Annotated in this window: 23 protein-coding genes; 12 read left to right on the top strand and 11 right to left on the bottom strand. The window is 72.0% G+C overall.

Going from position 1 to position 23,068, the window contains the following annotated elements:
- Positions 1-21: 21 nt before the first annotated feature.
- From WFJ01_RS18315 to WFJ01_RS18295, 5 genes are all read right to left on the bottom strand, one after another.
- Complete coding sequence (locus tag WFJ01_RS18315; protein ID WP_336629937.1) at positions 22-2,214, bottom strand: alkaline phosphatase family protein; 2,193 nt, start codon at positions 2,212-2,214, stop codon at positions 22-24.
- 272 nt (positions 2,215-2,486) lie between these two features.
- Complete coding sequence (locus WFJ01_RS18310) at positions 2,487-3,227, bottom strand: GntR family transcriptional regulator (RefSeq protein ID WP_251439320.1); 741 nt, start codon at positions 3,225-3,227, stop codon at positions 2,487-2,489.
- A gap of 131 nt (positions 3,228-3,358) precedes the next feature.
- On the bottom strand, positions 3,359-3,700 hold the full coding sequence (locus WFJ01_RS18305) for a hypothetical protein (protein ID WP_251439321.1): 342 nt from the start codon (positions 3,698-3,700) through the stop codon (positions 3,359-3,361).
- Positions 3,701-3,897: 197 nt separating this feature from the next.
- A complete protein-coding gene (locus WFJ01_RS18300; RefSeq protein ID WP_336629936.1) occupies positions 3,898-4,560 on the bottom strand; it encodes a response regulator transcription factor in 663 nt (220 codons plus the stop codon).
- Entirely contained in the window at positions 4,557-5,771 is a 1,215-nt protein-coding gene (locus WFJ01_RS18295) for a sensor histidine kinase (RefSeq protein ID WP_336629935.1), read from the bottom strand. Before WFJ01_RS18295 ends, WFJ01_RS18300 begins: the two co-directional genes overlap by 4 nt.
- Positions 5,772-5,913: 142 nt before the next feature.
- Here WFJ01_RS18295 and WFJ01_RS18290 point away from each other — a divergent pair, with 142 nt between their 5' ends.
- The gene (locus WFJ01_RS18290) at positions 5,914-6,930 is read left to right on the top strand and encodes an extracellular catalytic domain type 1 short-chain-length polyhydroxyalkanoate depolymerase (protein WP_336629934.1); all 1,017 of its coding nucleotides are present in this window, start codon (positions 5,914-5,916) and stop codon (positions 6,928-6,930) included.
- A gap of 22 nt (positions 6,931-6,952) precedes the next feature.
- Here the strand turns inward: WFJ01_RS18290 and WFJ01_RS18285 are convergent, their stop codons facing one another.
- Positions 6,953-7,144: a hypothetical protein gene (locus tag WFJ01_RS18285; protein ID WP_045249567.1), complete on the bottom strand. Its 192-nt coding sequence runs from the start codon at positions 7,142-7,144 to the stop codon at positions 6,953-6,955.
- A 243-nt stretch (positions 7,145-7,387) separates the two neighbouring features.
- Between WFJ01_RS18285 and WFJ01_RS18280 the strand changes: the two genes are divergently transcribed.
- The 6 genes from WFJ01_RS18280 (at position 7,388) to WFJ01_RS18255 (ending at position 12,790) form a co-directional block, all read left to right on the top strand.
- On the top strand, positions 7,388-7,786 hold the full coding sequence (locus WFJ01_RS18280; RefSeq protein ID WP_251439329.1) for a RidA family protein: 399 nt from the start codon (positions 7,388-7,390) through the stop codon (positions 7,784-7,786).
- A gap of 136 nt (positions 7,787-7,922) precedes the next feature.
- Positions 7,923-8,873, top strand: a complete 951-nt coding sequence (locus WFJ01_RS18275) for an ABC transporter ATP-binding protein (protein WP_251439331.1) — start codon at positions 7,923-7,925, stop codon at positions 8,871-8,873.
- A complete protein-coding gene (locus WFJ01_RS18270; protein WP_292886785.1) occupies positions 8,870-9,694 on the top strand; it encodes an ABC transporter permease in 825 nt (274 codons plus the stop codon). The genes WFJ01_RS18275 and WFJ01_RS18270 overlap by 4 nt, the downstream gene beginning before the upstream one ends.
- A 1-nt stretch (position 9,695) precedes the next feature.
- Positions 9,696-10,940 carry a sensor histidine kinase gene (locus WFJ01_RS18265; RefSeq protein WP_295034086.1) on the top strand — a complete coding sequence of 415 codons (1,245 nt, stop codon included), beginning with the start codon at positions 9,696-9,698 and terminating at the stop codon, positions 10,938-10,940.
- On the top strand, positions 10,937-11,569 hold the full coding sequence (locus WFJ01_RS18260; protein ID WP_295034085.1) for a response regulator transcription factor: 633 nt from the start codon (positions 10,937-10,939) through the stop codon (positions 11,567-11,569). The genes WFJ01_RS18265 and WFJ01_RS18260 overlap by 4 nt, the downstream gene beginning before the upstream one ends.
- 54 nt (positions 11,570-11,623) lie before the next feature.
- Positions 11,624-12,790, top strand: a complete 1,167-nt coding sequence (locus WFJ01_RS18255; RefSeq protein ID WP_251439339.1) for a polysaccharide deacetylase family protein — start codon at positions 11,624-11,626, stop codon at positions 12,788-12,790.
- Positions 12,791-12,874: 84 nt separating this feature from the next.
- Here WFJ01_RS18255 and WFJ01_RS18250 read toward each other — a convergent pair whose 3' ends face one another.
- Complete coding sequence (locus WFJ01_RS18250) at positions 12,875-14,044, bottom strand: glycosyltransferase family 2 protein (RefSeq protein ID WP_336629933.1); 1,170 nt, start codon at positions 14,042-14,044, stop codon at positions 12,875-12,877.
- A 169-nt stretch (positions 14,045-14,213) separates the two neighbouring features.
- Between WFJ01_RS18250 and WFJ01_RS18245 the strand changes: the two genes are divergently transcribed.
- The 3 genes from WFJ01_RS18245 (at position 14,214) to WFJ01_RS18235 (ending at position 17,690) form a co-directional block, all read left to right on the top strand.
- Positions 14,214-14,477 carry a glutaredoxin family protein gene (locus WFJ01_RS18245; RefSeq protein ID WP_292886796.1) on the top strand — a complete coding sequence of 88 codons (264 nt, stop codon included), beginning with the start codon at positions 14,214-14,216 and terminating at the stop codon, positions 14,475-14,477.
- Between the two features lie 64 nt (positions 14,478-14,541).
- Positions 14,542-15,939 carry an MFS transporter gene (locus WFJ01_RS18240; protein ID WP_336629932.1) on the top strand — a complete coding sequence of 466 codons (1,398 nt, stop codon included), beginning with the start codon at positions 14,542-14,544 and terminating at the stop codon, positions 15,937-15,939.
- 26 nt (positions 15,940-15,965) lie between these two features.
- Complete coding sequence (locus WFJ01_RS18235; RefSeq protein WP_251439344.1) at positions 15,966-17,690, top strand: aldehyde dehydrogenase family protein; 1,725 nt, start codon at positions 15,966-15,968, stop codon at positions 17,688-17,690.
- Positions 17,691-17,846: 156 nt separating this feature from the next.
- On the opposite strand, the gene ypfJ is transcribed toward WFJ01_RS18235, so the two are convergent.
- A complete protein-coding gene (gene ypfJ / locus WFJ01_RS18230) occupies positions 17,847-18,737 on the bottom strand; it encodes a KPN_02809 family neutral zinc metallopeptidase (protein ID WP_295034082.1) in 891 nt (296 codons plus the stop codon).
- 85 nt (positions 18,738-18,822) lie between these two features.
- Here ypfJ and WFJ01_RS18225 point away from each other — a divergent pair, with 85 nt between their 5' ends.
- Positions 18,823-19,815 (top strand): malate dehydrogenase, encoded by a 993-nt coding sequence (locus tag WFJ01_RS18225; protein ID WP_336629931.1) that lies wholly within the window; start codon positions 18,823-18,825, stop codon positions 19,813-19,815.
- Between the two features lie 132 nt (positions 19,816-19,947).
- Here the strand turns inward: WFJ01_RS18225 and WFJ01_RS18220 are convergent, their stop codons facing one another.
- Positions 19,948-20,988 carry an NAD(P)-dependent alcohol dehydrogenase gene (locus WFJ01_RS18220; protein WP_336629930.1) on the bottom strand — a complete coding sequence of 347 codons (1,041 nt, stop codon included), beginning with the start codon at positions 20,986-20,988 and terminating at the stop codon, positions 19,948-19,950.
- Positions 20,989-21,125: 137 nt separating this feature from the next.
- Between WFJ01_RS18220 and WFJ01_RS18215 the strand changes: the two genes are divergently transcribed.
- The gene (locus tag WFJ01_RS18215; protein WP_292886814.1) at positions 21,126-21,611 is read left to right on the top strand and encodes a recombinase family protein; all 486 of its coding nucleotides are present in this window, start codon (positions 21,126-21,128) and stop codon (positions 21,609-21,611) included.
- A 3-nt stretch (positions 21,612-21,614) separates the two neighbouring features.
- Here WFJ01_RS18215 and WFJ01_RS18210 read toward each other — a convergent pair whose 3' ends face one another.
- On the bottom strand, positions 21,615-22,514 hold the full coding sequence (locus tag WFJ01_RS18210) for an SseB family protein (protein ID WP_336629929.1): 900 nt from the start codon (positions 22,512-22,514) through the stop codon (positions 21,615-21,617).
- Positions 22,511-23,068: hypothetical protein (locus WFJ01_RS18205; RefSeq protein ID WP_336629928.1), on the bottom strand; the 558-nt coding region annotated here is incomplete at its 5' end. The genes WFJ01_RS18210 and WFJ01_RS18205, both read right to left, overlap by 4 nt.

Raw genomic sequence — 23,068 nt, 5'->3', positions numbered from 1 at the left:
CGGTGCGCGGCGGCGACGCGGTCAGGCCGGCAGCTGTGCGACGCGACCCGCGTAGCGGTGCCGCCAGCCGGAGTTCGCGTCGGCGGTGATGACGACGTCGTAGTAGCCCTCGTCGGTGGGCCAGGTGATCTTCTCCGTGCCGCCCGGCTTCACCCAGATGCGCTGGGCGGTGCCGGCGTGGTCGTTCGGCACGAGGCTGTAGTGCACCGGCTGACGTCCGTCGTTGCGCAGCGCGATCTGCACCGTCGGCGTCGCGCCCGGGAGGAGATCGACGTCGACGCGGGGCACTCCCGCGCCGTTCTGCCCGGCCGGGACGACCGTGCCGGCGTGCGAGCGGACGAATCCGTCCGGACCGTAGACCGAGAACGCGTAGCGGCCGTCCTGCGCGGTCGCGTCCCACACGTGCGCCGCGGGCTTGGCCGCCGACACCGTGTAGGGCGTGTTCGCGAACGGGAGGTACTTGTCCGGGAAGGCCTGCAGGCTCACCGCCTTGCCGGCGGGGCCGCCCACGAGGCTCAGCTGCACGCTGACCTTCCCCGTCTTGCGGTCCTCCACGAACACGCCGTGCGGGTGGTACGACAGCGGACGGTGCTTGAGCGGGGTGCTCGACCACTTGTCGGCCGGCGGCACCTGGGTGCCGATCGTGCCGCCCGCGCGGGCGATCTGCACGAGCGCGTCGGTGTCGGGCAGGGACGGCACGTCGATCACGGGGTGCGCGAAGTCCATCGCGCTCGTGAGGTCGCCGCTGATGCCCCGGCGCCACGCCGTGATCGTGGTCGACAGCGCCGGGGTGCCGATCGCGGTCGTCCACGTCTCCAGGAACCGGATGAGCGAGGTGTGGTCGAACGTCTCGGTGCCGACCCAGCCGCCACGCGTCCACGGCGAGACGAGGATGGTCGGGATCCGGGCTCCGTAGCCGATGGGGGTGGATCCGTTGTACTCGCCCGGGGTGCCCGGCTCGGCGAACGGCGGCAGCACGTGGTCGAAGTACCCGTCGTTCTCGTCGAACGTCATGATGAGCAGCGTGCTCTTCCAGATGTCCGGGTTGCTCTGCAGCGTCTGGATCACGCGGTTCGAGAAGTGCGCGCCGTGCTCGGGGTTCGCCGAGGGGTGCTCGGACCAGCTGTACGGCGCGACGATCCAGGAGACTTGCGGCAGCGGGTACTGCGCGCCGGGCTTGCACGCGGCGATGAAGTCCTTCAGCACGCCGTTGAGGTTGGCGTCGCTGTCGTTGTTGACGACGCCGGTCGACGCGTAGGGCGCGGATCCCGCGCGCCACACCAGGCCCGTGCCGGCCGCGTTCTTCGTGGCGTCGTTGCGGTTCGCCGTGTCCTGCGCGGACGAGCCAGAGGTCGTGAAGGCGTTGAAGCCGCGGATCGGGTTGTCGGTGTAGTCGCCGACCCAGCTGGATCCGTTGTTCGTGTTGTCGACGTAGATCCGCCACGACACGCCCGCGGCCTGCAGCGCCTCGGGGTAGGTCTGCCAGGCGCGGTTGCCGTTGGACTCGCCGCCGTTGTCGACGACGCCGCCCGACGTGCCGGTCCACGCGTAGAGGCGGTTCGGCGTGGTCGGGCCCATGACCGAGCAGTGCCAGTTGTCGCAGATCGTGTAGGCGCTCGCGAGCGAGTACTGCCAGGGGATCTCCTCGCCGGAGACGTAGTGCATGGTGTTGGCACCCTTGGCCCCGACCCAGTTGTTGTAGCGTCCGCCGGCCCAGGCCGACGTGCCGCCCGAGTACGAGTGGTCCAGGCCCGTGGTCGTGCCGGCGACCGTGGTCACCCGGCTGGGCTTCACGAAGGAGGATCCCTGCGGCTGGGAGAAGACGTCCGTGCCGTTGGGGAACCGCAGCGCCTGCTTGTCGTCGAAGCCGCGCACGCCGGGGAGCGCGCCGTAGTAGTGGTCGAACGAGCGGTTCTCCTGCATGAGGATCACGACGTGCTTGATGTCGGTGATGTCGCCCGAGAAGCCCTCGGGCAGGGCATAGGCGCGCGCGCCGCCCGCGGCGAGCGCTCCGCGGCCCGCGCCGGTCGCCGCCGAGGCGGAGGAGGTCGCGGCCCCGGCGCCGATCCCCGCACCCACGGCGGCGGCGCCGCCCAGCAGGCCGAGCGCGCGCAGCATGCCGCGGCGGGTGAGCCCGGAGCGGAGGACCTCGTCGGGGACGGTCCGCGGGCGGTCGTAGGGGTCCGGGGTGAACGGGACGGGCTCGCTGGACATGGACGCTCCTCGGGACGGCGGGTGGGCGACCGGATCGGTGCCGACCTCGAGGACAGCAAGCGGAGGGGAACGGCGGGTGAACGCGGGAGGACGAACCGGTGGCATCGGGCCGGGATGCCCCGGATCCGGCCGCCGAGCGTGCACACTGGGCTGTCTCCGCCCCTCCCCGGTTCCCGGGGGTCGAGCGACAACGGCGCACCCCGCCCCTCCCCGGGGTCGTCGAGCGAGGACGGCGCAGCCGCCCGAGACGAAACGCGCCGCCCACCCCGAGCTCAGAGCGCGGTGCGGACCGTCTGCCCCGCCTCGATCTCGAACGCGATCGCCCCCGCGCGGTAGCGGTCCACGCCGAGCTCCACGAGCCGTCCCTCGCGCGTCGTCGTGGTGCGGCCCACCTGCAGCAGCGGACTCGAGCGCCGCACGCCGAGCAGCGCCGCGTCCTCGGTCGTCGCGGCGGCCGCCTCGATCCGGTGATTCGTCGAGGCGACGCGGATCCCGGCCTCGGCGAGCGCGGCCGTGGTCGAGCGCACGTCGTCCGGCATCAGGGTGACGACCTCGGCGACCCACGGCGCCCAGACCGATCGCTCGATCATGACCGGCAGCCCGTCCAGCGTGCGCAGCCGCACGAAACGGTGCAGCGGCGCGCCGAGCCGGATCCGGAACAGCTGGGCCTCACGCGCGTCGGCGGGCCCGACGGTGCGGGACGTGATCGTGCCGCCCGGCGTGCGCCCGCCCTCGCTCGCCCACTCGGTGAACGACTGCATCCGCGCGAAGCCCTGCGTCTGATGCGCGGCCTGCACGATCCAGCCGCCGCGCGGCCGCGAGACCACGAGCGACAGCCTGGCGAGCCGGGCGAGCGCCCCGCGGATCACGCTGCGGGTCGTGCCGTACTCGACGCTCAGCGCCGCCTCGCTGGGGAGGCGCGTGCCGGCGGCGAACCCGCCCTCGGCGATCCGCCGGCGCAGGTCCGCGGAGATCTGCGCGGTGCGCGAGCCCTCGCGGCCGCCCTCGGTCACGGCGCGCCTGCGGACGCGAGCGAAGAGGTCGACCGGGGCATGCCCCCATTCTCGCGCACGCGCACCGGTGGCCCGCCGCGCACAGGCACGACGGGCCACCGGTCACCGGGATCCCGCCCGGGGCGCCGGGCTCAGGCCTCCGGCCGGTTCGCGCGCAGCACCTCGAGCCGCGCTCGGTACTCGGTCTCGTCGACGTCGCCCTTGGCGAAGCGATCGGCGAGGATCTGCTCGGCCGTGCGGCTCTGCGCGGATCCCGCCCACGGCGCGGTCGCGCCCGGAGCGCCCGGCGTGCCCGGGGCGCCGTGCCAGCCCCAGGGCCCGGGGCCGCCCCAGCGACGGCGGCGCACCAGGATCGCGACGAGGAGGCCCACGATGACGAGGAACATCAGGGGGCCGATGATGAAGACGGGCCAGAAGGGGTGGAAGCCCAGGTGTCCGGGATGCGCGGCGGCGGCCGCGACGGTTGCGATCATGAGTGACCATCCTTGGATCGGTTCGGCCGCATCTCGACCGATGGATCCAGCCTCGCGATCTGCGCGCTCCGCCGAATCCGGCCCCGGGAGTGATTCGACGTGCTCCCCCGGGAGTATCGCCCCTTGATCGAGTCGTCCCCCTGAGCACGAGCCCTAGGCCGTGCTCAGGGGGCCGACTCGATCGTGGGGAGAGGGGGCTACTGCCAGCCGGGGGCGACGAGGCCGGTCTCGTAGGCGAGGACGACGAGGTGCACCCGATCCCTCGCGTGCAGCTTCGCCATGATCCGCGACACGTGCGTCTTCGCGGTGAGCGGGCTGAGGAACAGGCGTGCCGCGATCTCGTCGTTCGTGAGCCCCTGCCCGACCAGACGCAGCACCTCGCGCTCGCGCTCCGTGATGCCGTCGAGCGCGCGCTGGTCGGGCGCATCGCGCAGCCCGACGGTGAGCCGTTCGAGCAGTCGCCGGGTGACGCCCGGGGAGAGCAGCGCGTCCCCCGCGGCGACCACGCGCACGGCGCGCACGAGATCGGCCGGCTCGGTGTCCTTCACGAGGAAGCCGGCGGAGCCGGCGCGCACCGCCCGCACCACGTACTCGTCGAGCTCGAACGTCGTCACGATCACGACGTGCACGTCGGCGAGAGCCGGATCCGCGGCGATCTGCTCGGTGGCCCACAGCCCGTCGCCGTCCGGCATGCGGATGTCCATCAGCACGACGTCCACGGGCGTCTCGCGGATCCTCCGCAGCAGCTCCTGCCCGCCCGACGCCTCCGCGACGACCTCGATGCCGTCCTCCGCGTCCAGCAGCGCGCGGAACCCCGCCCGCACGAGCAGCTGATCGTCGGCCAGGGCGACCCGGATCACGAGGCCCTCCCCCACGGCAGCGTCGCGACGACGCGCGCCCCGCCGTCCGGGCCGTCGCCGACCTCCACGACGCCGCCGAGGAGCGCCGCACGCTCGCGCATGCCCAGTACGCCGCCGTGCCCCGAGGCGCCCGGATCCGCGCCGCCGAAGCCGCGCCCGTCGTCGGCCACCGTCACGACGAGCGCCGGATCCGCACCCTCCCGCCGTTCCAGGATGACGCTCACGTGGGCGGCCTGGGCGTGCCGGACCGCGTTCGTCAGCGCCTCCTGCACGATGCGATACGCCGCGAACTGGGTCGCGCGGCTCGGCGCGGTGCCGCCGAGGCGGTCGTCCAGCGCGATCTCCAGGCCCGGCGTCGTGAGTCCCGCGATGAGCCGCGGCAGCTCGGCGAGCTCGGCCTGGGGCACGAGCGGCGCCTCGCCGTCGCGGAGCACGCCGAGCACGCCCCGCACCTCCTCCAGCGCGAGCTTCGAGGTGTCCTTCACGTTCTGCAGCGCCGCGCGCGCCTGCTCGGGGTCGCGGTCGAACAGGTGCAGCCCGACGCTGGCCTGCACGTTCATCTGCGAAAGCGCATGCCCCAGCACGTCGTGCAGCTCCCGGGCGATGCGCACCCGCTCACGCTCCTCGGCGCTGCGCCGGCGCCGCTGCGCATCCGCCCGCAGCTCCGCCACCCGGGCGCCGCGGACGCGCACGAAGGCGCCGATCGCGAAGCTCGCCGCGAGCGCGGCCGTGGCCGCCACGATGAGGCCCGGATGCCAGACCCGCCCGATGCTCACGCCGATCAGGATCGCCGCCGCCCAGCCGGTGGCCACGGAGACCGCGGCCCAGATCACCGCCCCGCGGGCGACCGCGATCGCGATCGCGAACGCGAGGGCGAGGTAGGGCGGGCCGGCGACCGGCGCGGTGAGCACGTCCAGCAGTGCCAGCCCCGAGACGAGCGCGACCGTCGGACCCGGGAATCGCCGGGCCGCGAGCAGCGCGAGCGGCCCGGTGACGGCGAGGACGAGGTGCAGGACGATCCGCCAGCGCAACCCATGACCCGGGAGATGGGCCGCGATCCATGCGTTCGCCGGCACCTGGACGAGCAGGCTCAGCACCACCGGTGCGATCAGCCCCACCCGGGCCGGCGGGCCCGCCGGGATCCGCCCCGTGTCCGGGCCGAACCACGCCGTCGACGCCCTCGGCATGTCTTCGAGCGGCTGATCGGGCATCCTCCGATGCTAATCGCGCCGCCGCGGAGGCGGATCCGCCCGCGGGGTACCGCACGCGTACTCCCGGAGGAGTAGTCCGCCGCTTCAGCTCGCACCCGGGGGAGGACGAGGCGGACCGGATCCCGCGGCTACGCTCGGCGGCATGCTCCGGTCCCGCGTCCTCATCGCGCTCGGCGCCGTCGCCGCGCTGGCCCTTCTCGGCGGCGCCGCGGCGGCCGGGCTCCTCGGGCACCCGGGCGGCGCCGGGCCCCGGACCGGCTCGGCGTCGCCCTCGCCGTCACCCGTCGCGCCTGCCGCGCCCTCCGGCACCGGGACGCCCGCCCCTGTGCCGGGAGCCTCCGGCTCGGAGGAGTTCACCCTCGTCTCGGGCGGCATCGCGCGCACCTACCGCGTGCACACGCCCGCGGGGCTGCCGCCCGAGGCTCCGCTCGTGGTGATGCTGCACGGCGGCGGGGGCAGCGCGGCGGTCGCGGAGCAGTACTACGGCTGGGATCAGGAGGCCGACCGGGAGAAGTTCGTGGTCGCCTACCCCGACGGTCTCGGCCCCGTCGAACCGGCCTGGAACACCGGAGGCGGTTGCTGCGGCTACCCCGCTCGGAACGACATCGACGACGTCCGCTTCATCCAGGACATGGTCGCCGCGATCGGATCCCGGATCCCCCTCGACGACCGGCGGATCTACGCCGCCGGGATCAGCAACGGCGGAATCATGGCCTACACGCTGGCGTGCCGGACCGATCTGTTCGCCGCGATCGGCCCCGACTCGGCGACGATGCTCGGAACCTGCGAGACCCCCGCTCCGACCTCGGTGATCCACATCCACGGCCTGCAGGACACCACGATCCCTTTCGACGGCGGGACGGGCACGGGGCCGGCCGCGATCGACGGACCGCCGGTCCCCGCGGTGATCGACCAGTGGCGCGTCGTCGATCGATGCGCCCCGGCGACCTCGACGACGGCCGGGGTGGTCACCACCGCGGTCGGCACGTGCGCCGAGGGCCGGGCCGTGGAGCTGGTGACGATCGCCGACGGGGGGCACGGCTGGCCGGGCTCGCCGGTCAAGGCCGGCCGCTCCACCGCGGGCGGGAATCAGCCGTCGGAGGCGCTCGACGCGACCGGCACGATCTGGCGGTTCTTCGCCGCGCACCCGAAGCCCTGAGCCGGATGCGCGGTGGCGGGGCTCAGTTCTCCCAGGAGCGGCTGCGCTTGGTGGCGCCGCCCGGCTCGCGCATCATGTACGCGAGAGCGAGGCTGATCGCCAGGATGCCCGCGACGAAGACGGGACCCTGCCATGCGGGCAGGCCGGGGGCGATGCCCAGCAGCACGAATCCGCCGAGGAACAGAATTCCGAACACGATGTAGTGAAGGATCACCGGGCAACCTCCTGTTGAGCCTCTCGAGTCTATCGCGCCGCGTCGGGCGGCCTCGACCCGCGGTCCGGATCCGGGTCGGCGTCGCGCGTCCGCCCCGCGTCCGTCGCGAGGAATGCAGGATCCGCCGACGGATGCAGGAGCCAAGGACCGAATCCGTCCTGCAGAGGTCGCAGCATCCTGCATCCGTCGCGCACGACGTGGCGGGATCCGTGCAATGTCGGCGCCCGCGGCTAACCTCGCGCCATGAGCATCTCCTACCCCTCCGTGCCGGGCCTCGTGAACAGCCCCGGCTTCAGCCATGTCGCCGTGATCCCGCCCGGGTCCACGATGATCCACGTCGGCGGCCAGAACGGCGTCGACGAGTCCGGCGCGGTCGTCTCCGACGACGTGGCCGTGCAGTCCGCCCGCGCCCTCGACAACGCCGAGGCCGCCCTCGCCGCGGCCGGGGCGACGCTCGCCGACGTCATCGGCTGGACCGTGCTGATCCACCAGGACGCGGATCTGCGCGCCGCCTACGGCGCCGTCGGCCCGAAGCTCGCGCGGGACGGGGCTCCTCCGCTGGTCACCGCGGCGCGCGTCGCGGGGCTCGGCGTTCCCGGCGCGCTCATCGAGGTCAGCGCGATCGCGGCGCTCACCCCCTGAGCGGCCGGCCGGGCGACGGCGTCGCCGGACGTCCGCCCCGCGTTCCATGACGGATGTCATAGCCGATCCATGACATCGTTCATCGTGCGCCGTGCGCGCCGCGGAGCAGACTGGATCACATGAACGAGGCGACATCATGAGCGACACCCGGACGGCCCCCGCCGCCACCCGCACCCCCGCGACCCCTCCGGCGGCGATCGCCGCACACGGCCTGACGAAGCGCTTCCGCGGCTTCACGGCCGTCGACGGCGTGGACATCGAGGTCGCGCAGGGAGAGGTCGTGGCCTTCCTCGGCCCGAACGGCGCCGGCAAGACCACCACGATCGACATGCTGCTCGGGCTCTCCCAGCCCGATGACGGCGAGGTGACCCTGTTCGGCCTCTCCCCGCGCCAGGCGATCGGGCGCGGCCTGGTCTCCGCCGTCATGCAGACCGGCGGCCTGCTCAGCGACGTGACCGTGCGCGACACCATGAAGCTCACCGCGTCGCTGTTCGCCCACACGACCAGCATCGACGCCGCGCTGGAGCGGGCCGGAATCGCCGACATCGCCGACCGCAAGGTGCAGAAGTGCTCCGGCGGTCAGCAGCAGCGGCTGCGCTTCGCGATGGCGCTGGTGTCGGATCCGGGCCTCATCGTCCTCGACGAGCCGACCACAGGCATGGACGTGGAGGGCCGGCACTCGTTCTGGCAGGCGATCCACGCCGACGCCCAGCGCGGGCGCACGGTGCTCTTCGCGACGCACTACCTCGAAGAGGCCGACCAGTACGCCGACCGGATCATCCTGATCCGCCGGGGCCGCATCGTCGCCGACGGCACGACCGCCGAGATCAAGGCGATGGCGTCGGGCCGCACGGTCGAGGCCGAATGGGAGGACGCATCAGGATCCGGCCAGGCCGAGATCGCCGCCCTCGCCGGGGTCGACTCGGTCGAGGTGCGCGGTCCGCGCATCATCATCCGCGCCAACGACTCCGATGCGGTGGCCCGCCACCTGCTCACCCGCACCTCGGCGCACGACATCACCATCACCAGCCAGAACCTGGAGCAGGCCTTCCTCCAGCTCACCGGCGACGACACGGAAGGGGAATGACTGTGACCTCCGCCACCGAACGCCTGGACCGGATCGATCCGTCCTCCCGGCGCGTGCCGCCGATGGGCGGCTTCAGCCTCACCTTCCTCGGCGTCGAGCTCAAGCGCCTGTTCCGCAATTCCAGCGTGGTCGTCTTCACGCTGATCTTCCCGATCGCCATGCTCGTGATGATCGGGCTGCCCAACAAGAACACGTCCATCTCGAGCGTGCCGGTCAGCCAGGGCGGGATGTCCGCCGCGGTGCCGATCATGATCTCGATGGCCGTCTACGGCGCGATGGTCGCGAGCACCATGACCGGCGTCTCCGTCGCCTCCGAGCGCGCCCAGGGCTGGAGCCGCCAGCTCCGCCTGACGCCACTGAACCCCGTCGTCTACATCCTGGTCAAGGTCGTGTGCGGCATGGTCCTCGGGGCGATCGCCGTGATCGTGACGCTGATCGTCGGCGCCGTGCTCGGCATCACCGCTCCGCTCGGGAACCTGATCGCTGCCGGCGTGCTCGCCTGGCTGAGCTCGCTCATGCTGACCAGCCTCGGCCTCGCCGTCGGCTACGCCTTCCCCGCGCAGAACGCGATGCGCTACCTCGGCCCGATCCTGCCGATCCTGAGCTTCATGGGCGGCCTGTTCGTGCCGCTCGCGATCATGCCCGAGGCCGTGCAGATCGGCGCGAAGTTCACCCCGCTGTGGGGCATCGCGAACCTGTCGCAGTCGGCCGTGATCGGCGTCGCCCCCGACGGCTGGTCGGTGCCGAACCTCATCGTCTGGTTCCTCGTCTTCACGGGCCTCGCGGTGCTGATGTTCCGCCGGGACACCAAGCGCGTCTGACGTGACGGACGACGTCTGCGACGAGCAGGACGCCACGGCCTCGGCCGGGCGCCCTGCTCGTCGCGGTTTCCCGCTGCGCCTCGGCATCGGCCAGGGCGGCTTCCTGGATGCGCCCTCGCTCGACGGCGCCACAGGGTGGCCCCGGCTGCGGCTGACCCTCGGCGCCCCCGGCGCGAAGCGGTGGTACCCCGGGGCGCTCATCAGCCAGCTGTTCATCATCGGGTTCATCCTGGTGCCCCTGCTCACCCAGCTCCCGGCCCCGGCGTCCTGGCTCTGGGGCCTCGGGGTGCTGGTCTACGGTGCGCTGTTCACCGTCTCCTTCCCGGCGGCGATGGCGCTGCCGAGCCCCTGGCGGTGGGTGCCGCCCGCCGCGCTGCTGCTGCTGTCGCTCCCGTTCCTCCTCGTGCTCGGACCCGACCTCTCGGGGCTGTGGACCTACGTCGCGGTCTCCGCGGCGATGTGCTTCGGCGGCGATCGCCGCGCGCTCCTGGCCGTCGTCGGGCTGGCGGCGGCCGCGTTCGTGCTCAACCTCGTCGACGGGGCCCTCCAGCCCTCGAGCACGCCGCCGTGGACGATGCCGCTCGTCATCCTCTCCATCGGAACGCTGATGGCGGCGTTCACCCGCAACCTGCAGACGCTCGCCGAGCTGCGGCGCACGCAGAAGGAGCTCGCCACCGTCGCCGTGGAGGAGGAGCGCAACCGCGTCGCGCGCGACATGCACGACATCCTCGGCCACTCGCTGTCGGCCATCGCGCTGAAGGCCGACCTCGCCGCCACGCTCTCGGAACGGGATCCCGACGCCGCGTCGGCGGAGATCCGCGAGGTGCAGACCCTGGCCAGGGCCACGCTGAGCGACATGCGCGCCGTGGTCTCCGGGTACCGCCAGGTGCGGATCGCGAGCGAGCTCGCGTCGCTGCGCACGCTCCTGCCCGCCGCGGGGATCACCGCGCACCTGCCGACCACCACCGACGAGGTTCCGGAGCGCAACCGCGAGCTGTTCGGCTGGGCGCTGCGCGAGGCCGCGACGAACGTGATCCGCCACGCCGGAGCCGCCCACTGCTGGGTCGTGCTCGCCCCCGGACGCATCACGGTCGAGGATGACGGGGTCGGTCCCGGTGCGCACTCGCCGGCCGATCCGGGCGGCACGGGGCTGCACGGTCTCGCCGAGCGGGCCGCCGACGCCGGCGGCGCCCTGAGGATCGGCCGCTCCCGCCACGGCGGGTTCCTCCTGGAGGTCACCGCATGACGCACGGCACGAACGCTCCGGCGATCCGGATCCTGCTCGCCGACGATCAGGCTCTCGTGCGCGGAGCGCTCGCGACGCTGCTCGGCCTCGAGGACGATCTCGCGGTGATCGCGCAGGTGGGGCGCGGCGACGAGGTGCTGGCGGCCGCGCAGCAGCACCGCCCCGACATCGCCCTGCTCGACGTGGAGATGCCGGGCATCGACGGGCTCACCGCCGCCGCGCAGCTGCGGCAGGCGCTGCCCGACGTGCGGATCGTGATCGTCACGACCTTCGGCCGTGCGGGCTATCTGTCCCGCGCCCTCTCCGCCGGCGTCAGCGGCTACGTCGTCAAGGACACGCCGGCCTCCGAGCTGGCCGCGGTCGTGCGCCGGGTGATGCGCGGGGAGACGGTCATCGACGCCGCCCTCGCGACGGACGCGCTGACGGCCGGGCCGTCGCCGCTGACCCCGCGCGAGGCCGAGGTGCTCGCCGCCGCCCGGGACGGCGGGACCATCTCCGACGTGGCCCGCGCCCTGCACCTGTCCGAGGGCACGACGAGGAACCATCTGTCCTCGGCGATGCAGAAGCTCGAGGCGCGCACCCGTGCCGATGCCGCGCGGATCGCGCAGGAGCGCGGCTGGCTGCTCTGACGCTCCCGACGCCGCTTCAGGTTCCGGACCCGGGGATCCCTTACACTCGGCACCATGTCCGGAGGCTCCCCCACTTCGTCGCGCTCTGCGCGCCCTTCGCCCGCGGTGATCCGCCGACGCCGCCTGATCGTCGGGCTCATCGCCGTGCTCGCGATCGCGCTCGTCGCGGTCCTCGCGACGATCTCCGTGCGGGCGTTCTCCGGGGGCGGCCCGAAGGCCGAGGCCGCCGGCACCGCGTCCACGCCGACGCCGAAGCCGACGTCCACGCCGCTCACACCGGCCCAGCAGCTGCTGAAGACCGCCGCCGACCCCGCCACCGCGTGCGCGGTGTCGTTCGCGGGCGAAGGCATCACGCAGCCCCCGATGCTCCAGACGGAGGGCGTGCTGTACACCGGTCTGCCGATCCCGGAGCGTCCCGGCGCCGTGTTCGCCGGCTGGTACCCGACTCCGGAGACCGCCCAGACGCAGGTGCAGACCGATCGCGTGAACGGGTCGCAGCTGACCGCGTGCACCGATCATCAGCTCACGCTGCACGCCGCCTGGACCACGCCCGACCAGAACACCGCGACGGCGGCGAAGATCCCGATCCTGATGTACCACCAGTTCACGACCAAGCCCGAGGGCGAGGACAACTGGCTGCGCAACAACTACGTCTACATCGAGGACTTCAAGGCGCAGATGGACTACGTCGCGTCGCAGAAGTTCTACCTGCCGACCTGGGATGAGCTGAACGCGTTCATCGACGGCAAGCTCTTCCTGCCCCAGCACTCGCTCGTCATCACCGACGACGACGCGGATCCGACCTGGCTTCAGCTCGCCGTCCCGGTCGTCACCGAGCGGAAGCTGCTGACCACGTCGTTCGTGATCACCGGCGAGCGCAAGGACGGCTCGCCGTCGCCCTACGTGCTGCAGCGCTCGCACACGAACGACATGCACCGCGCCGGCGACAACGGCAAGGGCCGGATGGTGAACCTGTCCGCCGACGAGGTCGCGGCGGATCTGGAGGAGTCGGCGAAGGTGCTCGGCGCCAAGGAGGTCATCGCCTACCCCTACGGTCACTACAACGCGACCGCGGAGGAGGGCGTGACCAAGGCAGGGTTCCTGCTCGCCCGCACCATCGAGTTCGGCTACGTGAAGATCGGCACGAACAAGCTCGAGCTCCCGGTGGTCCGCATCAACTACGGCGACACCGTCCAGGGTCTCAAGGACAACATCGGCTGACGCCCCGAGGGGGCGGATCCGAGGGGTCGGGATCCGGGGCGGCTCGCCCGGCGGCGCCCCGAACGGGAGCCACCGGATCCAGGATCAGTCCGCGGCGGCCTCGGCCTCGAGGCGCACGCGCCGGCGCTCCTCGGCCTTGCGCTCCTGGCGCACCGACCGGCGCGGTGCGTAGACCACGAGGGAGTGGAACAGGAAGCGCACGAAGAACGCCGCGATCAGCGTGATCGCCGCCGCGAGGATGCTGGAGATGTGCCAGGTCTCGACCATGAGCGCCAGCACCGGGATCCGCACGGCCGCCTCGACGTTGTTGAACGTGAACGACTGGGCGAAGCGCACGCCGATCGCGGAGGCGTCGCCGCGCATGTCGTTGAAGACGTAGCGCTCCTGCAGGATGAAGTTGCCGATGATCGTCACCTCGGCCGCGATGATCGCCGCCCAGACGTACTCCACGCCGAGGTGGGTGAGCGCCCACATGATGACGAGGTTGGCGAGAGCGCCCACACCGCCGATGATCGCGAACAGCGACATCTTGCCGAAGCGCAACCGGGCCAGGTGCTTGAGGAACTCCATGCCCTGGACGAACGACGCCTTGGACTGCCCGTGCAGCCGCTCGCCGAACTCCATCGGCACCTCGGCGATGCGCACGTCGGAGCGCACCAGGATCTCCAGGAGGATCTTGAAGCCGTTGGGGCGCAGCGCCACCGGGTCGATGCGGCGACGGTCCACGAGGAAGTATCCCGTCATGGGATCCGAGGCGCCGGACAGCCGGATCGGGAACATCGCCTTGGTGAGCAGGGTCGCGCCGCGGGAGACGCCGACGCGCACCGCTCCGGCGAGACCGCCGTTGTCGCCGCCGCCGACGTAGCGGGAGGCGACCACGACGTCCGCATCCCCGTCCTCGAAGCGGTCGATCATGTCGGGCAGGAGCTCCGGCGGATGCTGCAGATCGCCGTCCATGACGATGCACACGTCGTAGGCGGCCGCGGAGATGCCCTCCACCACGGCGCCGCCGAGACCGCCCACGGGCTTCTCCCGGTGCAGGAGCCGCACGGGAACGGGAGCGCCGACGGCGATCCGGCGGATCACGTCAGGGGTGTCGTCCGAGCTGTCGTCCACGAACAGGATCTCGACGTCGCGGTCCGAGACGGCGGCGGAGACGCGGGAGACGAGGGCCGCGATGTTGTCGCGCTCGTTGTAGGTCGGAATGATGACCGTGGCACCGGGGATGCGCTCCCCTGCCGACATGTCGCCCATGCCCCTCCTCCGATCGCTGACTCGCCATGATCCCACGGGAAACCATGCAGAACCTGCGCGTTTCCCGTCAGCCACCCTGCCCGCTCCAGGCTAACGGGAGGTGAAGTCCCCCGTCTCGGCGATCCTCCCGGCCGAGCCGTCACCCCCGGATCCGCCGTACCCTGGACTCATGACCACCCCCGTCTCTGACACGATCACCCTGTTCGGCGCCGACTGGTGCCGTGACTGCATCCGCACGAAGAAGCAGCTCGACGAGCTCGGCATCGAGTACACCTACGTCGATCTCGTCGAGGATCCTGCGGCCGCGGACGTCGCCAAGGAGATCTCCGGCCGCACCAACATCCCGGTGGTCGTGTACCCCGACTCCTCGCACCACGTCGAGCCGTCCAACGCCGACGTCGAGGCGAAGCTGCGCGAGCTGTCCCTGATCTGACTCCCTCCGGCGCACGCGGAGCGGGCCTGATCCGGCCGCCGCGCGCGCCGATACACTGACGCGCATGAGCATCGCCGCTCGCGCCGGACGAGCCCCCACGCGCCTTCCCGCCCGCACCGTCGCCCGCTATGCCGCGGGCTCCCTGGGAACGGGCGGGTTCGCGACGCTGCCCGGCCTGGTGCTCGCCTACTTCCTCACCGACAACCTCGGCGTGGCGGCGATCCTCGCCGGCACGATCGTGACCCTCGCGAAGATCTGGGACGTCGTGATCGACCCGGTGATCGGCGCCTGGTCCGACCGCAGTCTCATCCGCACGGGCAGCCGCAAGCGCTTCATGCTCATCGGCGCCTTCACCCTGCCGGTGTTCTTCGCGCTCACCTTCGCGGTGCCGCCGGTGTTCGGCCCCGTCGCCGGCGTCATCTGCGTGCTGATCGCCTTCCTGGCGACCGCCACCGCGTTCAGCCTGTTCCAGGTGCCGTACATCGCCCTGCCCGCCGAGCTCACGTCGAGCTACGACGAACGCACCCGGCTGCTCAGCTGGCGGGTGATCGCGCTCACCGTCACGATCCTGCTCTTCGGCGGCGGCGGCCCCGAACTGCGCCGCCTCACCGGCGACCCCGTCACGGGCTACCTCGTGATGGGGATCGTCGCCGGCGTCGTGATCGGCGTCGGAATGCTCATCGCCGCGCGCACCGCGGACGACGCGGTGGCCGCCCCCGCCGCGGTCGAGCACGTCGGCATCCGCGCCCAGTACGCCGCGGGGTTCGCCGCGGTGCGCCGCTCGCAGCCGTTCCGCGCCCTGCTCGGCACCTACCTGCTGCAGGCCCTCGCCACCGGGACGATGCTCGCGGGCGCACAGTACGTGGCGACCTGGGTGATGCGCTCCGAGAGCGCGGTGACGCTCCTGTTCGTCGCCCTCGTCGCCCCGGCCGTCATCGCGACGCCGGTGTGGGAGCGGGTGTCGCGCCGGATCGGCAAGGAGCGCGCCTTCCGGATCGCCTCGCTGATGTTCCTCGTCGCTTCGGCGTCGATCGTCCTCGCCCTGTGGGCTCCCGGATCCTGGATCTACCTCTCGGTCGCCGTCGCGGGCATCGCCTATGCGGGCATGCAGGCGCTCCCGATGGCGATGCTCCCCGACGTGATCTCGCACGACGAGCGCGACAGCGGGCCGGGGCACGCGGGCACGTTCACGGGGATGTGGACCGCCTCGGAGACGGTCGGCTTCGCGCTCGGGACGACGATCGTCTCGGTCGTCCTCGCGATCACCGGCTACGTCTCGCGCACGGCCGGCGACGCATCCGCCCTCGCCCAGCCGGCGAGCGCGGTCGCCGGCATCGTCGTGATCTTCAGCATCGTGCCGGCGGCGCTGATGCTGCTGAGCCTGTTCACCCTGGCCCGGTACGGGCTGCGTCGCGGGGACATCGACGGTGAGACTCCGTCTCACGCCGAGCGCGTACCCTGAGACCAGACCGCGCCGAAGGAGATCCGATGCCCGACACCCTCGCCGACGACGTCCGCGCCCCGATCGAGGAGGACATCGCGGCCCTGCGCAAGGGATCCGCGGCCTGGTCCGCCCTGACCGTGAGCCAGCGCGTGACGCTGCTGCGCGGCGTGCGCCGCACCGTCGCGGCGACCGCGCGCACCTGGGCCCGCACCGCGGTGCGCTCGAAGCAGCTGACGGACGATCATCCGCTCCGCGGCGAGGAGTGGCTGAGCGGTCCGTATGCGACGCTCGGCGCGGTGGACGCGTACATCGAGACGCTCGACCGCATCGCGACCGGGCGCAACCCGCTGGACGGCCTCACCGTCGACCGGACGGCGAGCGGTCAGACCCGCGTGCACTCCTTCCCGCTCGAAGGCATCGACAAGCTGCTGCTCTCGGGCTTCACGGGCGAGGTGTGGCTCGCCCCCGGCGTCACGCCGGGGGACGCCCGGTCCCGCGCCGGCCTCGCCCAGCGCTCGCCCGAGGCCACGGACGGCGGCATCGGCCTCGTGCTCGGCGCCGGCAACATCACCTCGATCCCGGTGCTCGACGTGCTGTACGAGCTGCTGGCGCACGACCGCGTCGTGCTGCTCAAGGTCAACCCCACGCAGGACGCCCTGGTGCCGGTCTTCGAGAGGGCGCTCGCGCCGCTGATCGCCCCCGGCTTCCTCCGGATCGTGCGCGGCGGCGCCGACGTCGGGACGTACCTCACCGCGAACGACGCGTTCGCGCACGTGCACATCACCGGATCCGCGCCGACCTTCGACGCGATCGTGTGGGGCACGGGCGCCCAGGGCAAGCGCCGCAGGCGCGAGAACCGGCCGCGGCTGAAGAAGCCGATCACCGCCGAGCTCGGCGGGGTCTCGCCGATCATCGTCGTGCCGGGCGACTGGAGCGACGAGGACCTGCGCTTCCAGGCCGAGCACGTCGCGACGATGCGGCTGCAGAACGCCGGGCACAACTGCATCGCCGGTCAGGTCGTGCTCCTCTCCCGCGACTGGGCGCAGAAGGATCAGTTCCTCATCGAGCTGCGCCGCGCGTATGCGATCGCCCCCGAGCGGCCGATCTGGTACCCGCGCTCGGACGAGCGCATGGCTCAGGCGGAGCAGTCGTATCCCGACGCGCTCGTGCTCGCCGACCGCCTCCTGGTCGAGATCGGAGACGGCGACGACGCCACCGCACTGGAGCAGACCGAGTACTTCGCCCCGGTGCTGGGGGTGGAGCAGCTGCCCGGCACCGGACAGGCGTTCCTGGATGCCGCCGTCGCGCATGCGAACGAGAAGCTGCAGGGCACCCTCGGCGCGAACGTGCTGATCGATCCGGCCACCGAGGCATCGCTCGGCGCGGGCTTCGAGCGGGCGATCACGGCGCTGCACTACGGCTCCATCGCGATCAACACGTGGACCGCCTTCGGCTTCATCACCCCGACCGTGACCTGGGGCGCGTTCCCCGGCAACACGATCGCGGACGTCGGCAGCGGGATCGGCGTCGTGCACAACGCCCTGCTGCTCGCCGACGTGGAGCGCTCCGTGGTGCGCGGCCCGTTCCGGCCGTTCCCGCGGTCGGCGTCGATCGTGCGCGACGGCGGCCGGTTCACGATCCTGCCGAAGCCGCCGTGGTTCGCCTCGTCGCGCACGGCCGCCGAGGTCAGCGAGGGGCTGACCCGGTTCCGCGCGCAGGGCGGCGTGCTCGCACTCGTGCGCACGCTCGTCCAGGCGATGCGCGCGTAGCGCGAGGAGGCCCCGCCTCTCTCCCCATAGACGTTGAGCGAGGACGCGCGCAGCGCGACCGAGACGAAACGCGGTGACCTCGCGAGAGCGCCGCGTTTCGTCTCGCTGCGCTCGCTCAACGACCCCGGAAGAGAGAAGGAACGACAGGGTTCGCGGCTACGGCGTCGCCACCGCGAAGGTGTCGCACTTGCCGAGACCGTACTTGTAGCCGGTCGCGAACCACTTGTCCCGCTGGTCGCTGGATCCGTGCGTCCAGCTCTCCGGGTTGGTGTAGCCCGCGGACTGCTGCTGGATGTGATCGTCGCCGACCGCCGCGGCCGCGTTCAGCGCGTCCTTGATCTGCGCATCGGTCGGCGTCTTCATGTACGCGACGCCGTTCTTGTCCTTCTCCTGCGTCATGTCGGCGATGAACGCGCCCGCATAGCAGTCGGCCTGCAGCTCGGTGCGCACCCCGTTGCTCGTGGGCCCCGTGCCGTTGTTCGGGTACTTGTCCATCGTGCCGGTGATGTTCTGGATGTGATGCCCGTACTCGTGCGCCACGACGTAGACCTGGGCGAGGTCGCCGGCCTCCGCGCCGAACTGCTGCTTGAGCAGCTGGAAGAACGTGGGGTCGATGTAGACGGTCTGATCCGACGGGCAGTAGAACGGGCCGACGTCGTTGGAGGCGGTGCCGCAGGGGGTGGACGTCGAGCCCTCGACGTTGACCTGCCCCGGCTCGACGTAGCCCTTGACGTGCTTCGCCCAGTAGTCGTTGAGCACCAGCGACACGGCGGCGACACGGCAGTCGACGCTGTTGTTGGCGTCGGTGCCGGTGTTGCAGCTCTGCACCGATCCCTCGGTGGATCCGTCCCCCTGCTGCTGGCTCTGCGAGGTTCCGGTCGCGCCCCCGAGGAGGCCGGAGAGGTCGACCCCGGTGAAGGCGCTGATGAGCAGCACCACGACGGCGCCGAGCCCGACCACGCCGCCGCCGGCGATCGCGGCCGTGCGGCCGCCGCTGCGCCGCTTGACCTTGTTGTCCGAGACATCGGCATCCGGGTTGAACGTCATGAGCACAGTTTTCCACGGTCCATGGCCGGACGGCGAGGCATAGGCTCGCACTGAGCGTCGCGCCAGCGACCGAAGGGAGCCGAAAGTGACCACCACGGTGACTCTGACCGGGGCCGGCGGGCAGATCGGCTACGCGCTGCTGTTCCGGATCGCGGCGGGCGACATGCTCGGCCCGGAGGAGAAGGTGCGGCTGCGACTGCTGGAGATCCCCGCGGGAATCGCCGCCGCCGAGGGCGCCGCCCTCGAGCTGCAGGACGGCGCCTTCGGGCTGCTCGAGCACGTCGAGGTGACCGACGACCCGGCCGTGGGCTTCGACGGCGCCGACCACGCCCTGCTCGTGGGGGCGCGCCCGCGGGGCCCCGGGATGGAGCGCGGCGACCTGCTCGCCGCCAACGGATCGATCTTCGGCCCGCAGGGCGCGGCGATCGCCGCGCACGCCGCACCCGGGGTGCGCGTCACGGTCGTGGGCAACCCCGCCAACACCAACGCCCTCATCGCCGCGGCGGCCGCCGACGGCGTGCCCGCGGAGCGGTTCAGCGCGCTCACCCGCCTCGACGAGAACCGCGCGCGCGGTCAGCTCGCCGCAGCCCTGGACGCCCCGGTCGCCGACATCGCCGGGGTCACCATCTGGGGCAACCACTCCGCGACGCAGTTCCCCGACGTCGCGCACGCCACGGTCGCCGGACGCCCGGTCTGGGACGCCCTGGCCGAGCAGACCGGCGACGTGCGCGCCTGGCTCGACAGCACGTTCATCCCGCGCGTCGCGAAGCGCGGCGCCGAGATCATCCAGGTGCGGGGATCGTCCTCGGTGGCGTCGGCGGCGAACGCGACGATCGACCACGTGCGCGACGGGGCGCTCGGCACCGGCGAACGCCGCACGAGCGCCGCCGTCGTCTCGCACGGCGAGTACGGCGTCCCGGAGGGGCTGATCAGCTCCTTCCCGGTGCGCGCGGTCGACGGCGCGTGGCAGATCGTCGAGGGTCTTGACCCGGACGACTGGGCGCGGGAGCGCATCGACCGCTCGGTCGCCGAACTCGTCGAGGAGCGGGACGCCGTGCGCGCACTCGGGCTGATCTGACCCGGCGAGACCGCCGCGCTCCGTCTCGCGCCTCGCTCCGCTCGGGGCTCGTTCGACGACCGATCCCGGGGTCGTCGAGCGAGGACGCCGCAGGCGACCGAGAGACGAGACGCGGTCCTGAGCGGGCGGGCGTCAGATCGTCGCGGCGTCGATCACGAAGCGGAACCTCACGTCGCTCGCGAGCACGCGCTCGTAGGCGTCGTTGATGCCGGCCGCGTCGATGAGCTCGATCTCCGCCGCAAGCCCGTGCTCCGCACAGAAGTCGAGCATCTCCTGCGTCTCGGCGATCCCGCCGATCGCGGATCCGGCCAGCGACCTGCGGAATCCGAGCAGCTGGTTGATCGAGACCGACATCGGCTCCGGCGGGGCTCCCACGCACACGAGGGTTCCGTTTGTGTCGAGCAGGCGCAGGTAGTCGTCCAGCGGCAGCGGGGCGCTCACGGTGTTCAGGATCAGGTCGAACGCGCGTCGGTTGCCCGAGAACGTCTCCGGCTCCGAGGTGGCGAGGTAGCGGTCGGCGCCGAGCCGGATCCCCTCGTCCTTCTTGCGCAGCGACTGCGAGAGCACGGTGACCTCGGCGCCCAGCGCGTGCGCGATCTGGACGGCCATGTGGCCGAGGCCGCCGAGTCCGATGACGGCGACGCGCGAACCGGGGCCGACCTTCCAGTGGCGCAGCGGCGAGTAGGTGGTGATGCCCGCGCACAGCAGCGGTGCCGCGCGGTCGAGCGGGATGGCGTCGGGGATCCGCAGGACGAAGTCCTCGGTGACGACGACCTGGCGCGAATAGCCGCCCTGGGTGACGGTGCCGTCGCGGTCGATCGCGCCATAGGTGCCGACGGAGCCGCCGGTGCAGTACTGCTCCTCGCCGCGCAGGCAGGCGGGGCACTCACGGCAGGAGTTCACGAGGCAGCCGACGCCGACCCGGTCTCCGACGGCGAAGCGCGTGACCTCGGATCCGATCGCCGCGACCGTGCCGGCGATCTCGTGGCCGGGTGCGAGCGGATACCGCTGCGGCCCCCAGTCGCCCCGCACGGTGTGGATGTCAGAGTGGCAGATCCCGGCGTAGGCGATGTCGATCACGACGTCGTGCGGACCCGGCTCGCGCCGCTCGATCGTGGTCGGTGCGAGGGGCGCGCCCTCGCTCGGTGCGGCATAGGCGGCGACGACAGGCATGCGGACTCCTCGGGCTCCGTGGCGGACATGTGCGAGAGTACCCCGCGCCGCTGTGGGAGCGCGCCCGGTCGCGATCTGCGGGGCTCGGCACGCCGGTGTCGGCGGGAGAAGGCACAATAGTCGTGGAGGCGGATGACATGGAAGCGACCACGCACACGCAGGGCGATGCCGAAGGCACGACCGAGGCCTCCCTCGACGCCGCCCTCACCAGCCCGCTGCACCTTCCGCACGCGGCGGCCGAGTGCCCCAAGTGCTTCACCGAGCTGCAGCAGAACCGCGACTGGTGGTCGGCCAAGCCGGACGGATCCCGCCTCGTCGGCCTGGTGGTGGCGCGCGACGGCATGCCCTCCGTGGTGCAGCAGCGCGACGACCTCACCCGCTTCGGCGTACCGATCGAGGGCTTCCGCCACCCGGCGCCCGACATCCTGGAGAGCTGGACGGATCGGATCGGCCGCCTCATCGACACCCTGCGGGCGGGCGACGTGCTCGTCGTCGCCAACATCCACGCGCTCGGCCGCGATCTCGACGAGGAGGCCCGCACCGTCGCCGCCCTTCGCCGGCACGGCGTGATGGTGAAGGTGCTCAGCCACGACGCGCGCCACCTGGCCGACGCCGGGCGCTGACCGTCAGGGTCGTTCGAAGAGCGGCGGGATCTCCGCGGCGACGGCCGCACCCAGCTGGGTGTCGCTCGGGAGGATGTCGAGGCCGACTCCCGCCGGCAGAGCTCCCCCCAGCGCTGCGGCGAAAGCCCTGAGGGAAGCGGAATCACCCGTCGGGACAGCCGTGAGGGCCGACTGTCCGTCGGCGACCACCTGTGCCAGTGACACCCGGGCGATGCCCGCGCTGTCGCTCGCAGCGCGAACCGCGGTCAGGATGCGCGGATCCACGTGCCCCGGGCGCCCGAAGCTCACCGTGCCGGCCGGGATCGTTCTCTCGTTCGCCAGCATGAGTCGTTCGTTGAGCGGATTGATCACGACGTCGACTCCGGGGGCGAGCCGGCCGACGCCGCCCGCGGGGACGAGCGCGGGACTCGCACCCTCGGGTGCGCCGCTCGCCCACTCGTCGAACAGTTCACGCGACGAGAACGCCGGGAGAACTCTGCCTCCCTCGACCTCGATCGTGATCAGCCGGGTGCCGTCCTGCGCGTTCATCACCGGCAGGAGCAGACCGTAACGCCCGAGGAGATGCTCGGCCGCAGCCAGGGTCCGCACGCCCCTCTCCCCCAGCTGACGCACGGTCACCCGCGGAAGCAGCGACGGCTCGCCCTGCGCGCTCCCCTCCGCGGCGAGCATGCCGTCCAAGGCGGCCGAGACACGGTCGTCGATGTGTCCGGAGTCGACCATCTGATGGCTCAGGGCGGTGGCGAGCGAGCGAGGCGACAGGTGCCCCGCACGGACGGTCTGAAGTTCCTCCTCCAGCTGCCCGCGCAGCGACGAACTCAAGGACGCCGGGAATACACCATCCGCCGAAGCCGACTCCAGCGCCTGCAGGGCGGCGAGGAGCGCCTCCTCGTATTTCGTCGTCATGGGATCCTCCCCTGAAAACCTACCGGCAGCCTGTCGACATTCTGAACCCAGGAACTCGGCCAATCACGGGGCAAGAGGATCTGATCCGCTCCGCCCGGCAGGATCGCTCCGGACATGGTCGTCTGCGGCGCCACGGTGCCGATGTTGAGCACCTGGCCCGCCGGCACCTCGATCGTGGCCTCGAACTCACGCGAGTTCTTCCACTCGGGAAGAAGGGCGCTCTCCATCGCCGCATTGATCCGGTTGCCGGACGTCGACGTCGTCGCAAAGCCTCCGCCCTGTTCGGCGGAGTGCCCGTAGACGCGGAACAGCGTGACCGCCTCCGTCGTCTCCACCGTGCGATAGGCGCCGTCCTCGAAGGTCGCCGCGAGACTCGGCGGAAGCTCCTGTCGCGGCGCGGCTCTCACACTCCCGTCGATCGCCGTGGGGTTCGTCCGCGTGGTGTCGACCTTGCCGTCGTAGTGGTCCTTGTCCTTGACCTGGCGGATGACGTCGTCGAGATGCCCGTCCATGTTCGCCGTCAACTGGTGCAGCTTGTGATCCGCATGCGCGAA

This window comes from Microbacterium sp. MMO-35, from assembly GCF_037147555.1.
In the GTDB taxonomy this organism is placed as follows: domain Bacteria; phylum Actinomycetota; class Actinomycetes; order Actinomycetales; family Microbacteriaceae; genus Microbacterium.
This window is presented reverse-complemented; position numbering and strand designations above follow the sequence as displayed.